At 73.6% G+C, this 13,424-nt stretch carries 11 protein-coding genes; 5 read left to right on the plus strand and 6 right to left on the minus strand.

The window, feature by feature from the left end; genetic code table 11:
- Together ADY59_RS20720 and ADY59_RS20725 are read right to left on the minus strand one after the other, a co-directional pair.
- A partial coding sequence (locus ADY59_RS20720; protein ID WP_156325622.1) for a serine/threonine-protein kinase occupies positions 1–864 on the minus strand: 864 nt, incomplete at its 3' end.
- 58 nt (positions 865–922) lie between these two features.
- Positions 923–2,116, minus strand: coding sequence for a serine hydrolase domain-containing protein (locus ADY59_RS20725; protein WP_049564547.1), 1,194 nt, complete (start codon positions 2,114–2,116; stop codon positions 923–925).
- A 121-nt stretch (positions 2,117–2,237) separates the two neighbouring features.
- On the opposite strand from ADY59_RS20725, the gene ADY59_RS20730 reads away from it, so the two are divergent.
- From ADY59_RS20730 to ADY59_RS20745, 4 genes are read left to right on the plus strand one after another with little or no spacing between them, the layout of a single operon-like run.
- Positions 2,238–3,173, plus strand: coding sequence for a hypothetical protein (locus ADY59_RS20730; RefSeq protein WP_231618814.1), 936 nt, complete (start codon positions 2,238–2,240; stop codon positions 3,171–3,173).
- Complete coding sequence (locus ADY59_RS20735) at positions 3,170–4,264, plus strand: NAD(P)/FAD-dependent oxidoreductase (RefSeq protein ID WP_063780722.1); 1,095 nt, start codon at positions 3,170–3,172, stop codon at positions 4,262–4,264. Before ADY59_RS20730 ends, ADY59_RS20735 begins: the two co-directional genes overlap by 4 nt.
- Entirely contained in the window at positions 4,261–5,505 is a 1,245-nt protein-coding gene (locus ADY59_RS20740; protein ID WP_082310266.1) for a cytochrome P450 family protein, read from the plus strand. Before ADY59_RS20735 ends, ADY59_RS20740 begins: the two co-directional genes overlap by 4 nt.
- The gene (locus ADY59_RS20745; RefSeq protein WP_082310267.1) at positions 5,502–7,076 is read left to right on the plus strand and encodes a class I adenylate-forming enzyme family protein; all 1,575 of its coding nucleotides are present in this window, start codon (positions 5,502–5,504) and stop codon (positions 7,074–7,076) included. Before ADY59_RS20740 ends, ADY59_RS20745 begins: the two co-directional genes overlap by 4 nt.
- On the opposite strand, the gene ADY59_RS20750 is transcribed toward ADY59_RS20745, so the two are convergent.
- The 4 genes from ADY59_RS20750 to ADY59_RS20765 all read right to left on the minus strand — a co-directional run bounded on the left by ADY59_RS20750 (position 7,036) and on the right by ADY59_RS20765 (position 12,328).
- Positions 7,036–9,186, minus strand: coding sequence for a hypothetical protein (locus ADY59_RS20750; RefSeq protein WP_049564554.1), 2,151 nt, complete (start codon positions 9,184–9,186; stop codon positions 7,036–7,038). The two genes, ADY59_RS20745 and ADY59_RS20750, sit on opposite strands and share 41 nt — an antisense overlap.
- A 42-nt stretch (positions 9,187–9,228) precedes the next feature.
- Entirely contained in the window at positions 9,229–9,528 is a 300-nt protein-coding gene (locus ADY59_RS20755) for a hypothetical protein (protein WP_049564556.1), read from the minus strand.
- A gap of 108 nt (positions 9,529–9,636) precedes the next feature.
- Positions 9,637–10,731 (minus strand): M20 family metallopeptidase, encoded by a 1,095-nt coding sequence (locus tag ADY59_RS20760; protein WP_197093761.1) that lies wholly within the window; start codon positions 10,729–10,731, stop codon positions 9,637–9,639.
- A gap of 52 nt (positions 10,732–10,783) precedes the next feature.
- On the minus strand, positions 10,784–12,328 hold the full coding sequence (locus ADY59_RS20765) for an AbgT family transporter (RefSeq protein WP_049564560.1): 1,545 nt from the start codon (positions 12,326–12,328) through the stop codon (positions 10,784–10,786).
- A gap of 126 nt (positions 12,329–12,454) precedes the next feature.
- On the opposite strand from ADY59_RS20765, the gene ADY59_RS20770 reads away from it, so the two are divergent.
- Positions 12,455–13,423, plus strand: coding sequence for an Lrp/AsnC family transcriptional regulator (locus ADY59_RS20770; RefSeq protein ID WP_049564562.1), 969 nt, complete (start codon positions 12,455–12,457; stop codon positions 13,421–13,423).
- Position 13,424 lies beyond the last annotated feature (1 nt).

The raw sequence follows: 13,424 nt of genomic DNA on the forward strand, positions 1-13,424 counted from the left end.
GGCGAGGAGGGTGGCGAGCTCGGCCAGGTGGCGGCGGCCGCGTTTCTCCCATTCGGGCCCGTACGCGGTGACGGCGTCACGTTCCAGGTCGGCGGCGAACTGACGGGCGGAGGGGAAGCGGGCGGCGGGGTCCTTGGCGAGGCCGCGCCGGAGCAGGTTGCGCAGCGCGTCCGGCGCCACCTCCAGGGGCACCGGCTCCACCAGGTGCCGGTCGCGCAGCGCCGGGACGTCGTCGCCGCGGTACGGCGGGCGGCCCCTGACGGCCTCGAACAGCACGCACGCCGCCGCGTACAGGTCGGCGGGCGGCCCCGCGTCGCCGCGGGTCCACAGCTCGGGCGACATGTACGGCGGGCTGCCGGCCGGCACGCCCGGTTCCTCGGCGTGCACGACGACGCCGAAGTCCGTCAGCTTGGCGGCCCCGTCGGCCTGGACGAGCACGTTCTCCGGTTTGACGTCGCGGTGCGGCAGGCCCCTCTCGTGGGCGGCGGCCAGGCCGCTCAGCACCGCCTTGAGGAGGGCGAGCGCGGCCTCGGGGCCCACCCGGCCGTGCTCGGCCAGGACGGCGCGCAGCGACACCCCGTCGACCAGCTCGGTCACGACGGCGGCCCGGGTCGCCGTCTCCACGTACTCGTACGTCCTGACCGCGCCGGGGTCGTCGATCTCCACCAGGGCCCTGGCGTCCTCGGCGAAGCGGTTCATGAAGGCGTCGTCGCGGCGCAGCGTGGCGTTCAGGTACTTGATGGCCACGTGCGCCCCGGTGGCCTGGTACGTGGAGAGGAAGACGCGGCCGGTCCGGCCCTCGCCGAGCTGGCGTACGTCGCGGTAACCAGGGACCAAGTCGAACCCCCCAAGCAGCCCGTCCAAGATTCGACGGTCTCACCCGAGGTTCCGGTTGTCACGACTGCTGATATTTCGTCGCAAGTTAAGTGGATATATCCGCCAGCGACGCGTACACCGCCTCGGTCAGGTGGTAGGCGCGCATGCTGCCCGACACCGCGTCGGCCATCTTGTTCGTCACGTAGCCGACGGCCAGCTCGTGCTCCACGTCGCCCAGCCCGAGGAACCCGCCCATCCCGCTGTGCCCGAACGCGCTGCGCGACGGCGTCAGGAACGTCATCGACGGCCGCATGAAGCCGAGCCCGAACGAGCTGTCGATCACCAGCACCCGGTCGGCTCCCGCGACCCGGGGCCGGATCGCGTCCGCCAGGGTCTCCGGCCGCAGCAGCTCGCCCGCCACCAGCGCGCGGTAGAAGCCCGCCAGCCCGGCGGCCGTGGTGACGACGCCCGCCGCCGGCCAGCCCGCGCGCATGATGACGGGGTGGTTGGCGCCGCCGTCGAGCAGTTGCATCGCCGGGTTGCCGAGCGCCCGGTTCATCAGGCTCCCCGGGTCACGCGCCGCCGCCGCCATCCGGTCGATCACGTCCGCCCCGCCGGCCGGCTCCGGCTCCGCCGACGGCCGCGACGGTTCCGAGGGCTGCGTGGAGGTGGTGGCGGCGCGGCGGTCCGGGCCCTTGAGGCGGGCGGCGCGGGCGATGACGTCGTCGGGCGCGCCCACCCACAGGTCCAGCCCGAGCGGCCCGGCGATCTCCGCCGCCACCAGCTCGCCGACCGACTTGCCCGTCACCCGCCGCACGACCTCGCCGACGAGGAACCCGTACGTGAGCGCGTGGTAGCCGTGCGCGGACCCCGGCTCCCACAGCGGGGCCTGGCCCGCGAGCCGGGCGGCCATCGCGGGCTGGTCCTCGAACTCGGTCACGGGAACCGGCGACTCGATCACCGGCAGCCCGGCCTGGTGGGTGAGCAGGTGCTCGACCGTGATCGTGCGGGTGCTGAACTCGGGCCAGACGTCGGCGACCGGCGCGCCCACGTCGACCAGTCCGCGCTCGGCCAGCTGGAGCAGGACGGTCGCGGTGAGGGCCTTGGTGCAGGAGTACGCGAACGCCGGGGTGTCGCGCAGCCAGGGCCGCCCGGTGTGCCGGTCGGCGATGCCGTCCCACAGGTCCACGACCAGCTCGCCGCGATGGTGGACGGCGAAGCCGGCGCCGAGCTCCTGGCCGTCGGCGAAGTGCCGCTCGAACACCTCGCGCACACGGGCGAACCGGGGATCGCAGTGCATCGTCCCTCCGGGGAAAGGAAGCGCTTACTTGGTCGACTGAGCGTAACAACGGCGAGGCCAACGGGCACCCCCTCCAGATATGTCACGATTTGCATGGGTACAGTTACGTACTGTGACTACTGTGAGACGCGTAGAAATCGGCTGGCCCAGCCTGGGCATGGCCGTCACGGCAGAACTGGACGAGCGCAACGCCGCTGCGGCACAGAGCCTGTGGGACGCGCTGCCGTACCGCAGCCTGCAGGGCCATGCCCTGGTGGCGGGCCATCACCTCTATCACGTCGCCCCGGTCCACGAGATGCTGCACCAGGCGGCCCCGTACTCGGTGGACCGGCGGACCGTGCCCGACGGCACGATCTTCGCCTCCCGGCTGCAGCACCTCGGGATCAAGTACGGCGAGCTCACCGAGCCCATGCCGGCCACGCCCATCGGCCGGATCACCGAGGGCGACCTCGACACGCTGTCCGAAGCCGGGCAGGCCGTCTGGGAGGCGGTCTACCGGACGAAGAAGCCGGTCATCGCCGAGGTCCGGCGGGCCGGTGAGAGCTTCGGGCACAGCCTGCCCCGCCTGACCGTCGCGGACCCGGCGGCCGACGCCCTGATCGGCGACCTGCACGCCGAGACCGAGCGGATCTGGCTGGCCCCGCCGCAGGAACTGGTCGACCTGCACGAAGGGCGCATCACCTCGTGCGCCGGCAGCTTCGAGACCGTGCTCACGACGCTGCTGTTCGTCAACGGCGAGACCCGGCCGCTCGGCTACGCCTGCTACGGCGGGCTGGTGCGGGCGGCGTACGAGCAGATGCCGATGGAGTCGCTGCACCAGATGGCGCGCATCCTGGCCAAGACCCCGGCCGAGTTCCTCGGCTACTGCGGCCTGCAGACGCTGTGGGGGTTCACCGGCCGGATGCTCGACGTCCTCGACCGGCTCGACGACCGCGACGACTTCGTGGCGGTCATGGCGCACATGGCGCTCTACCTCAACTGCCTCGGCGGCTGGAACCTGCACCTGTTCCCCTGGCAGGTGGGCGACCACCTGCGGCGCGTGCGAGCGCTCGGGTGAACGCGCAGGCGCAGGTCGTCGTCATCGGCGGCGGGGTCATCGGCCTGTCGATCGCCTACCACCTGGCCGAGGCCGGGGTCCGCACCGTGCTGCTGGAGCGCGGCGAGCTCGGCTCGGGGGCGTCGAAGGCCACGGCCGACGTCGTCAGGTCGTACTTCGCCGGCAACCCGGTCAGCTCGGCGATGGCCGTACGCAGCCTGGAGGCCTACCGGGCCTTCGGCGCGCGGCCGGCCGCGCAGTTGCCGCTGCGGCAGGTCGGCTACCTGGTGCTGCTCAGCGAGCCCGAGCAGGTGGCGGCGGTCGAGGCCGAGCTGCCCGCGCAGCGGGCGGCGGGCGTGCGGGTCGAGCTGGTCGACGCGGGAGAGGCCCGCCGGCTCAACCCGCTCGTCGGCGGCGACCTGCCGCTGCTGGCCGCCGCCTGGTCACCGCAGGCGTACGTGTCGGACACGGCGGCGATCGTGGCCGGCTACGCCGAGGGCGCCAGGCGGGCCGGGGCGAAGCTGCGCACCGGCTGCCCGGTGCTCTCCGTCGACGCCGACCGGGGCCGCGTCGAGACCACCGACGGCACGATCACCGCCGAGGCGGTCGTGTGCGCCGCCGGCGCCTGGTCCGCGCCGCTGGCCCGGTCGGCGGGCGTCGACCTGCCGCTCACCGAGCCGGTGGCGCAGGAGCTGCTGCTGACCGACCCGCTGCCGCACCTGTCGCCCATCCCGTCCGTCCCGGTCACCCTGCACGCCGCCAGCGGCCTGCTGATGCGGCTGCGCGGGGACCGGATCCTGATCGGCATGGGCTACCCGGACCGCGACAAGGCCGCCTGGCGCGAGCGCGTCGCGGACCGGCTCGCCGCGACGTACCCGAGCCTGGCGGGGACGGCGCTGCACCCGGCGATCAGCGGCGTGCGCGACGCCAGCCCGGACAGGACGGCGTTCATCGGGCACCGGCCGGGGCCGCCCGCGTTCCTGTACGCGGCCGGCTTCTCCGGGCACGGACTGTGCAACGCGCCCGCGGCCGGAGAGCTGGTCCGCGATCTCTACCTGGGCAAGGACCCGTGGCTCGACGCCGCGGGACTGACCGTGGAAAGGGCCGGATGACCATGGGCGCACAGCAGGAGACCGAACGGGCGGGCTTCGTGCTCGACCCCGCGACACCCGACGTGCACGCCGACAACGACCGGCTGCGGGAGGCGGGGCCGCTGGTCCCGGTGGAGGTCGAGGGGGTGCGCGCCTGGGCGGCCACCCGCTACGCCACGCTGTCGGCCGTGCTCGCCCACCCCGACCTGTCCAGGGACGTGCGGCACTGGGATCCGGAGGGCAGGGCCGCCGTCCGGGAGGCCACGGCCGTCGGCAAGATCACCTCGGACACGTCCATGCTGAACGCCGAGGGCGACGCCCACCGGCGCCTGCGCGGCCCGCTGACCAAGGCGTTCACCGCCCGGCGGGTGCAGGGACTGCGGCCCAGGATCGAGGAGATGGCCGCCCGGCTCGTGGCCGGGCTGGCCGGGCTGCCGCCGGGTCCCGTCGACATGCGGCTGAACTACGCCTATCCGCTGCCGCGCGACGTCATCTCCGAGCTCATGGGCATCCCGCACGACATGCGCGAGGAGCTGCACGAGCTCACCGACGTGGCCGCCCGCGTCGGTGACGGGCCGGACGACGTCAGCGGCTCACGGGACGCCCTGTACGAGCTGCTCGACAAGGTCATCGAGGTGCGGCGCGACACGCCCGGCGACGACGTGATCACCGACCTGATCGGCGTGCGCGCGCAGGACGGGCAGCGGCTGACCCGGGGCGAGCTGCTCGACACGATCGAGCTGCTGTTCATCGCCGGTCACGTGACGACCGTCAACCTCATCACCAACGCGATCCGGGCCATGATCACCCGGCCTGACCAGCTCGCCCTGGTGCTCGGCGGCGGACTGCCGTGGAGCGCCGTCGTGGAGGAGACGCTGCGCTGGGACTCGCCGGTCGCGCACTTCCCGATGCGCTATGCCGTACGGGACCTGGAGATCGACGGGATCCCGGTGCGGAAGGGGGAGGCGGTGCTGGCCTGCTTCGCCTCCGCCGGGCGCGACCCGGACCAGTACGGCGAGCGGGCCTGCCGGTTCGACGTCGCCGCGCCCCAGCCGGGGCACCTGTCGTTCGGGCACGGGCGGCACTTCTGCCTGGGGGCGCCGCTGGCCCGGCTGGAGGGGGAGGTGGCGCTGGCGGCGCTGTTCGCCGCGTACCCGGAGATGACGCCCGCCGGGCCGGGCAGCGGCACCCGGCCCCTGGGCACCGTCCTGGGCAACAGCACCCGATCGCTGCCGGTGCTGCTGGGCAGGCGGGCGGGATGAGCGGGACGACGGCCCGCCGGGTTCCCCCCGGCGGGCCGCGGGTGCGGCCGGTGCTTCCCGGACGGGCGGCCGGGTTCGGGCAGGCGCTGGTGCGGGGGCTGGCCGCGGCCGGTGCCCGCGACGCGCTGGTCTGCGGTGAGGAGCGGCTGAGCGGGCGGCGGGTGCTGTCGATGGTCGCCTCGGCCGCCGCCGCCCTGGAGGCGCGCGGCGTGCGCCCCGGCGAGGGCCTCGCCCTGCTGTACGGCAGGCGGCCGGAATCCGTCGCCGGGCGGCTGGTGGCGCTCGCGCTCGGCTGCCCGGTCGTCCTGGTGCCGGCCGGGCTCCCGGCGGAGACCGCCGCCCGCGCCATGCGCGCGACGAACGCCACGACCCTGCTGTACGAGGCCGCGCGGCAGGAGGACGCCGAGGCGCTGCTGCCGAACGTCCCGGCCGCCGTCCACGCCCGCCTCGATCGGCTGTTCGCCGGCAGGGGCGCGAAGCCGGCGCCGATGCCGAGCGGCGAGGGCATGGCGTCGGTGACGTTCACCAACGGCACGACGGGGGAGCGCAAGGCCGTCGCCTACAGCCATGCCGCCGAGGCGGCGCAGCTCGCGGCTGCCAGGGCCGTGGTGGGGCCGGGGGCGTGGCGCTTCCTGTTGTGGCCGGGCTTCCACCTGCCCACGCTGGCCGCGCTGTGGACCCTGGCGACCGGCGGCACGGCGGTCCTGATGGCCGGGCAGGACGCCGGGCGCGAGGGCGAGCTGATCGCCCGGGAGGGGCTGACGCACGTGCTGGCGGAGCCGTCGTTCGGGTTCAACGGCCTGGCCGGGCGGCTCGGCGACGCGACGGGGGTGCGCCTGGTGCTGTACGGCGGGGCGCCGGCGGTGCCGGAGCGCATCCTGGAGGCCGTCCGGACGCTGGGCCCGGTGGTGCGGCAGTCGTACGGGCTGACGGAGGCCGGGTTCGTCACCAGCCTGTCGCCCGCCGACCACGCGCGGCCGGAGCTGCTGGCCTCCGTCGGGCGCGCCGTGCCGGGCGTGGAGCTGGAGATCCGCGACGAGCGCGGCGGCGTCGTGCCGGACGGCGAGGTGGGGGAGGTGTGGGTCCGCTCGCCGCAGGTCATGACCGGCTACGTGGGCGACCCCCGGCTCACCGCGGCCGCCCTGCGTGACGGCTGGGTCCGCACCGGCGACCTCGGCCGCCTGGCGCCGTCCGGCGGCCGCCATCTCTTCCTGGTGGACCGGGCCGGGAGCGGGCTGCCGCCCGGCGTGTACGCGTATCCGATCGAGCAGGTGCTGACCGGGCATCCCGGGGTGGCCGACGCCGCGGTGTTCGCGCTGCCGGACGGGGGCGTGGGCGCCGTGGTGGCCGGGCGGGCGGACGAACGGGAGCTGCGCGGGCTGGTGCGCCGGGAGCTGGGGCCGGCGTGCGAGCCGCGGCGCCTGTGGCTGGTCGACGACCTGCCGCGCACCGGCGCCGGCAAGCCCGACAAGTCCGTTTTGCGGGAGCGGTTCGGGGAGGGCGGCGGCCACCGCCCTCCGGGTGATCCGGCTAGCTCTCCGGCTTCTCGGGCTCCTGCTTGGCCTGGCTGACCGTCCGGCGCACCGCCGAGACGACCGAGCCGAGGACCGCGCGCTGCTCCAGCGTGTCGGCCAGGGTGTCGGCCAGGCGGCTGCCCTGACGGTCGTCACCCTGCTGGACCAGCGCCTTGGTGACGCGGGTGACCTCCTGTGCGAGATGGATGTGGCCCATGGTCTCCGCCGCGGCGTTCATGTCGCCGTAGGCCAGCGACAGCATCCGCTCGGCGACGTCCGGCTGCGGCGAGCGGACGGCGAACCTGCGCTCGTCGCCGACGGCCTCCAGGACCCTGCCGGGCACCGCCGCGACACGGGCGACGCAGGCCGCGGCGTACCGGGTGACGGCCCGCTCCGGCTGCGACTCGGCGACCTCGCGCAGCACGTCCATCTCCTGGTCGAGCACCCGGCTGCCGCCGAAGGCGAGCACCCGGCCGACCTTGTCGGTGAACAGGTCGTCGGCCGCCCGCTCGTGCTCGGCCGAGGCCGGCCGGTTGACGCGCAGCGCCAGCGGGGGCGACAGCACGTCGCCGCTGTCGGTGCGCACGGCCGCGTACGCCAGGTAGGTGCCGGGCTCGTCGATGAGCCACCCGCTGCGCCCCGCCGACAGGAACAGCGGCGCGTACAGCGACTCGCCGGGCTGGAGCACGTGCGGCTGCGGCGCCGTGCAGGTCTGCGCGTACGGGATCCACTGCCGCGCCTCGCGGCCCTCGCGGCCCACCACGACGCCGAGCCGGTCGCTGCGCAGGATCTCCCGGTCCACCACGACCGGGACGGCGGAGACGTTCTTGAGCTTGAGCTCGGCGGTGACCGGCTCCAGCATCTCGTAGCGGGTGGTGGCGCGGTTGACCCGCAGCGTCAGCTCCAGCAGCCCGCCGGTGTGGGATCGCGCCTGCTCGAAGCCGTGGTGGTCGAACCACGGGATGTTGCCGTGCTGCACGAACCGGTGCGGCGCGTGCCGCAGGAACACCAGCTCGTTCTCGCTGAACAGGTAGTAGAAGTCGGAGAAGAACGCCTGCGGCCCGCCGCTGACCAGGAACGGGTAGTTCATCGGGCTGCGTGCCTCCGGCTCGTCGGCGAGCCCCGGCAGCCAGGGTGAGCCGAACGGCGCGCCGAGCGACTTCTGCCACGAGTGCGCCAGGTTGAACGTGTGGCCGATCTCGTGCAGCGCCGTCCAGAACTGCATCCGGTGGACCGCCGCGAGCGCGTCGGGGTCGCCGGGCGGCGGGTCGGAGATGAACGACTTGAGGAAGATCGCGCAGCCCTGGCGCTGGGCGGCGCCGATGTCGTCGAACATGATGCCGCCGAGCCCGTGCCCGGTCTCGTGCCGGCCGGCGAACAGCGTCCAGATCTGCCACTGCGGCATGTCGGCGAACTTGCTCCAGTGCCGCTGCATGGCGTCGTGCATCTCCAGGTCCGACCAGAGCGCGTCGTTCATCGCCTCGCTGATCGGGATGACGCTGGTGGCGGGCACGGCGTTCATCCTGATGCCCTGCCGGGAGTACGCCTGCTCCACGGTCAGCGTCAGGTCGGGCAGGTCCACCGGCCGGTTGGGGTGCGAGTGCAGCGGATAGGACGTGACGAGCGCCGCGTCCTCGGAGTGGTCGAACTCGATGCCGACCGTCCGGAAGTGCGAGTCGCGGTACACGTACAGTCGGGTCGAGGCCGGGATCCCGCCCCCGGTGAAGCGGGCGCGCGCGGTCCGGCCGCCGAGCACCGCGCCCTGCAGCCGCACGGCCACCTGGGTGTGCGGGAGCAGCGAGGCCGGGCCGTCCCGGTAGGTGATCGGGCCCGTGTAGGCCTGCTGGGCGGGGTCGTAGGTGACCCTGGCGATCCAGGTCAGCCGCCCGGTGAACAGTTTGAAGATCGTCCCGCTGATCGTCATGGTGGGCGCCAGCCCGTCCACGTCGACCCGCAGTTCCTCGATCTCGATGATGGCCGGCGCCGCCTGCTCGGCCTCCACCTGCGCCTGACCGTCCGGCGCGTGCGGGAGCGGCAGCGGCCTGCGCAGGTAGACCCCGCTGCGCCGGGCGCGCGGCGGCGTCCGCGCCTCCTCCTCGTCCAGGTGCCGCATCACCTCGTCCTGCTCCGCCTGCTGTTCCGCTGTGCGCTTGTCCGTGGCAGCCACTTCGGTCTCCTCCGTCCGAGTCCGGCTCCCTCCAGCAGGTGCTCACATGTAACGCAGGGGCGTGTCGTCCGCGTCGATGCGCAGTCCGGCCGCCTGCCTGGAGACCCGCACGACCGGCGCGGTAGCCGGGTCGGCCTCCACCGACACCGGCTCGCCGGCCTGCGGGGCGCGCGCCTGGACCCGGTGCGCGCCCGGCTCCACCTCCACCGTGAACGTGTGCGCGGATCCGAGCTGCGTCCGCGTGCGCACGCCGGCCCTGTCGAAGACGACCACCCCGTCAAGCAGGATCGTCACGCGCTCTCCGGAGAACCCCTCCTCCAGCGCGATCGTCAGGCTCGGCATGGGCAAACCTCCTGGAGCTGTCCGTCCCGACGCTAGAACGGCGCGCGGCTCCGGACCTCAGGGTCGGATTCAGGGAAATCCCTAAAGTCACCGCCCCGGCCCCGGCGGTCAGGCCAGCGCGGAGATCAGCCCGATCGTCAGGGCGGTGCGCGCCGGGATGTGCTCGACCAGCACGTGCTCGTGCCGGGCGTGCGCGCCGTCGCCGACCGCGCCCATGCCGTCGAGCACCGGCCGGCCCAGCCCGGAGACGAAGTTGCCGTCGCTGGCGCCGCCCACCGACGCCTCCTCCAGCGTCCAGCCCTGGGCTGACGCCACGGCCTGCGCCTCCTTGAACAGCCGCTGCGACGGCGGGTTCGGCGTCATCGGCGGGCGGTTCCAGGAGCCGAGCACCGAGACGCCGACCCTCGGGTCGCTGGGGCGCAGGCTCGCGAACAGGTCGTCGATCCGCCCCATCTCGGCGAAGTCGCTGACCCGCACGTCGACGCCGCAGGTGGCCAGCCCGGCGGCCACGTTGCGGCCGGTGCCGCCGCTGATCAGGCCGACGTTCACGGTGGTGCCCAGTTCCGGCGCGCCGCCGGCGGCGATGGCGGTGACGAGCTCGGCGAGGGCGTGGACGGCGCTCGCGCCCGCCGTCGGGTCGAGCCCGGCGTGCGCCTCGACGCCGGTCACCGTCACGTCGAACAGGCCCACGCCCTTGCGCGCGGTCTTCACCGCGCCGTTCAGCGACGCCTCGAAGACCAGGCTCGCCAGGGTGTCCGCGCTGGCGGCCTCGATGTGCTCACGGGAGGCCGGACTGCCGATCTCCTCGTCCCCGTTGAACAGGAACTTGACGCCCGGGTGCGGCAGGCCGAGCTCGCGCAGCCCGCGCAGCGCCCAGATGGACTGCACCAGGCCGGTCTTCATGTCGAACACGCCGGGGCCGCTCGCCCTGCCGTCCACGACGCTGAACGGCCATTCGGCCAGCGTCCCGGTGGGCCACACGGTGTCGTAGTGGCTCATCAGCAGCACCTGGCCGGGCGCGGTGCCGTGGTAGGTCAGCTCCAGCACGTCGCCGTGCGCGCCGCCGTCGTGCACGACCTCGGCGTCGGGCGTGCCGAGCCGCTCGGCGGCCAGCGCGCGCACCCCGCGCAGCCCGGCGGCCAGCGCCGGCTTGTCGTAGCTGTGCGTCTCCAGCTCGACCAGGGTCCTGAGGTCGTCGAGCATGGCCGGCAGCGCCTGCCCGGTCCAGTCGGTGATTGACAAGGGAGATCCTTCCTTAGGCGACGGGCGCGCCGGGGCCGAGCGGGATGCCGAGCCACCAGAACACCAGGAACAGCAGCGTCCAGACGACGAGCAGGGCGAACGCGAGCGGGATGGTCATCGAGGCCAGTGTGCCGATCCCGGCCGAGCGGCGGTAGCGCTGCAGGAAGCCGAGCGCCATCACGAAGTACGGGCTCATCGGGGTGATGGCGTTGGTGCAGGAGTCGGCGATCCGGTAGAGCGCCTGGGTGTATTCCGGCGGGATGTCGAGCAGCATCAGCATCGGCACGAACACCGGCCCGACCAGCGCCCACTGGGCCGATCCGCTCGTCACCACCAGGTTGATCACGGTCACCACGACCAGGATGCCGAGGAACACCACGGGCCCCGACACCCCGGCCGACTTGAGCAGGTCGGCGCCGTTGATCGCGATGATCTCGCCGATGCCGGTCCACTTGAAGAAGGCGAGGAACTGCGAGATCGCGAAGAACAGCACCAGGATCGGCGCCATCTCGCGCAGCCCGTGCGCCATGAAGTCGGGGATGTCGCGGCTGCTGGTGATGGTGCCGGCGGCCCTGCCGTACGCCCAGCCGACGGTGAGGAACGCCAGCGCGAGGAAGATGGCGATGGAGCCGAGCAGCGGCGACTGCACGATGCTGCCGTCCTCGCCGCGCAGCGGCGACCCGGTGGGCAGCACGGCCAGCACCAGGGCGGCGGCGAACACGACGAGCGCGATCAGCGCGGCCCGCAGGCCGCGGCGCTCCTCGGGGCGCAGGGTCAGCGAGCCGAGGTCGTCCTCGTCGGCGTCCGAGTCCACGGGCAGCGACTCGACGCGGCGGGCCAGCACCCGCTCGGTCACGAGTGTGATCACGGTGGCCAGCACGAGGGAGGAGGCGATCGAGAAGAAGTAGTTGGCCAGCGGCGTGACCACGTAGTTCGGGTCGATCGTCTGCGCGGCGGCGGTGGTCAGCCCGGACAGGATGGCGTCGACCGGCGTCACCAGCGGGCTGGCGTCGTAGCCGGCGGAGATGGAGACGAACGCCACCACGATGCCGAGGATCGGGCTGCGGCCCACCGCGCGGAAGGCCAGCGCGCCGAGCGGGATCAGCACCACGTAGGCGGCGTCGGAGGCCACGTGCGAGACCATGCCGGTGAAGGCCAGCGCGAACGTCACCCACCGGGGCGACACCTTGGCCACGCCCGAGCGCAGCACCGCGGCCAGCAGCCCGGACCGCTCCGCGACGGCCACGCCGAGCATCACCACGAGGATCGTGCCGAGGGGCGCGAACGAGGTGTAGTTGTCGATCGCCCCGTCGATCATCGTGCGGACGCCGTCGGCGGACAGCAGGTTCTTGGCCGCCACCGCCTTGCCGCTCGCCGGGTTCACCGCGGACACGCCGGCCGCGGCCAGGCCCCAGCTCACCAGCGCCAGGACGCCCGCGAGGATCACGAACAGCCAGAACGGGTGGGGCAGCTTGTTGCCGAGGCGCTCGATCCCGCCCAGGACGCGCAGCAGGCCGTTGAGCGAACGTGATCCGTTCGCGGCCTCAGTTGAGCTCACCGGTCAGGCTCCTTTCCCATTTATGGTCACCCATTACAGGAGAGATGACTGAATTTGGCAAGTAAAATGTTCACGGTGCCCGAATCGGTCGTCCAACCGGCCCAGCTTGGGAGATACAGTCGGGACATGCTCGACGACGCCGACCTTGACCTGGTAGCGGCGCTGCAGATCGCCCCCCGCGCCTCCGCCGCCGCGCTCGCCGACGTGCTCGGCATGTCGGCCAGCACCGTCGGCCGGCGGCTGGCCCGCATGGAGGACCAGCGCATCCTGCGCGTGATCGGCCAGGTCGACTGGGCCGCCCGCGCCGAGGGCAACCCGCGTCACGTCTGGGTCACCACCGAGCCCGGCGCCTCCAGCCGGGTCGCCCGCGCACTGGCCGACCTGCCCGAGGCGCAGCTCGTCGCCGAGACGTCCGGCAAGTCCGACGTCTACTGCGCCGTCCACCCGGTGGACCGGGCGCAGGCGCGCGAGCTGCTCACCGCCCGCATCCCGTCGGTCCCCGGCATCGTCGCCACCCACTCCGAGCTGGTGCTGCGCGCGCTCACCAAGGCCGACTCCTGGCGGCTGCACCGCCTGCGCGAGGCACAGGTCCTGGCCCTGTCGGAGCCCGCCGAGCAGGCCGAGGAGCCCGCGCGCGGCGCCGACGAGCACGGCGTGCTGCGCCTGCTGCGCGCCGACGGCCGCATCACCGCCGCCCAGGCCGCCCGGGCGCTCGGCCTCAGCCAGTCCACCGCCTACCGCATGATCCAGTCACTGCTGCGCCGCGGCGTCGTGCGGCCCCGGGTGGAGATCGAGCCCGCCCTGCTCGGCTACTCGCTGGAGGTGGTCATCGCGCTGACCACCTCGCCCGGCGCCATCCAGCCGGTCGCCGACGAGCTCGCCCGGCACCCGTCCGCCCGCTACGTCTCCATCGTGGCCGGCACCACCTCCGTCATCCACCAGGGCGTCTTCCGGCACGAGGACGACCTGGGCGACTTCCTCACCCGCGACCTGGCACACCTGCCCGGCATCACCGCGCTCCAGGTCTCCGTGGTGCTCAAGATGCTGCGCCGCTACTGGATCTACCGTGAGGACGGCCGGCTGGTCAGCCCGTAAG

It is taken from the genome of Nonomuraea sp. SBT364 (assembly GCF_001083785.1).
Taxonomy (GTDB): Bacteria; Actinomycetota; Actinomycetes; order Streptosporangiales; family Streptosporangiaceae; genus Nonomuraea.

Excerpts from the sequence above, each read along its gene's own strand:
- ADY59_RS20725 (WP_049564547.1), bottom strand. The coding sequence starts at position 2,116 with ATGCACTGCGATCCCCGGTTCGCCCGTGTGCGCGAGGTGTTCGAGCGG.
- ADY59_RS20745 (WP_082310267.1), top strand. The coding sequence starts at position 5,502 with ATGAGCGGGACGACGGCCCGCCGGGTTCCCCCCGGCGGGCCGCGGGTG.
- ADY59_RS20740 (WP_082310266.1), top strand. The coding sequence starts at position 4,261 with ATGACCATGGGCGCACAGCAGGAGACCGAACGGGCGGGCTTCGTGCTC.
- ADY59_RS20755 (WP_049564556.1), bottom strand. The coding sequence starts at position 9,528 with ATGCCGAGCCTGACGATCGCGCTGGAGGAGGGGTTCTCCGGAGAGCGC.
- ADY59_RS20770 (WP_049564562.1), top strand. The coding sequence starts at position 12,455 with ATGCTCGACGACGCCGACCTTGACCTGGTAGCGGCGCTGCAGATCGCC.
- ADY59_RS20760 (WP_197093761.1), bottom strand. The coding sequence starts at position 10,731 with ATGCTCGACGACCTCAGGACCCTGGTCGAGCTGGAGACGCACAGCTAC.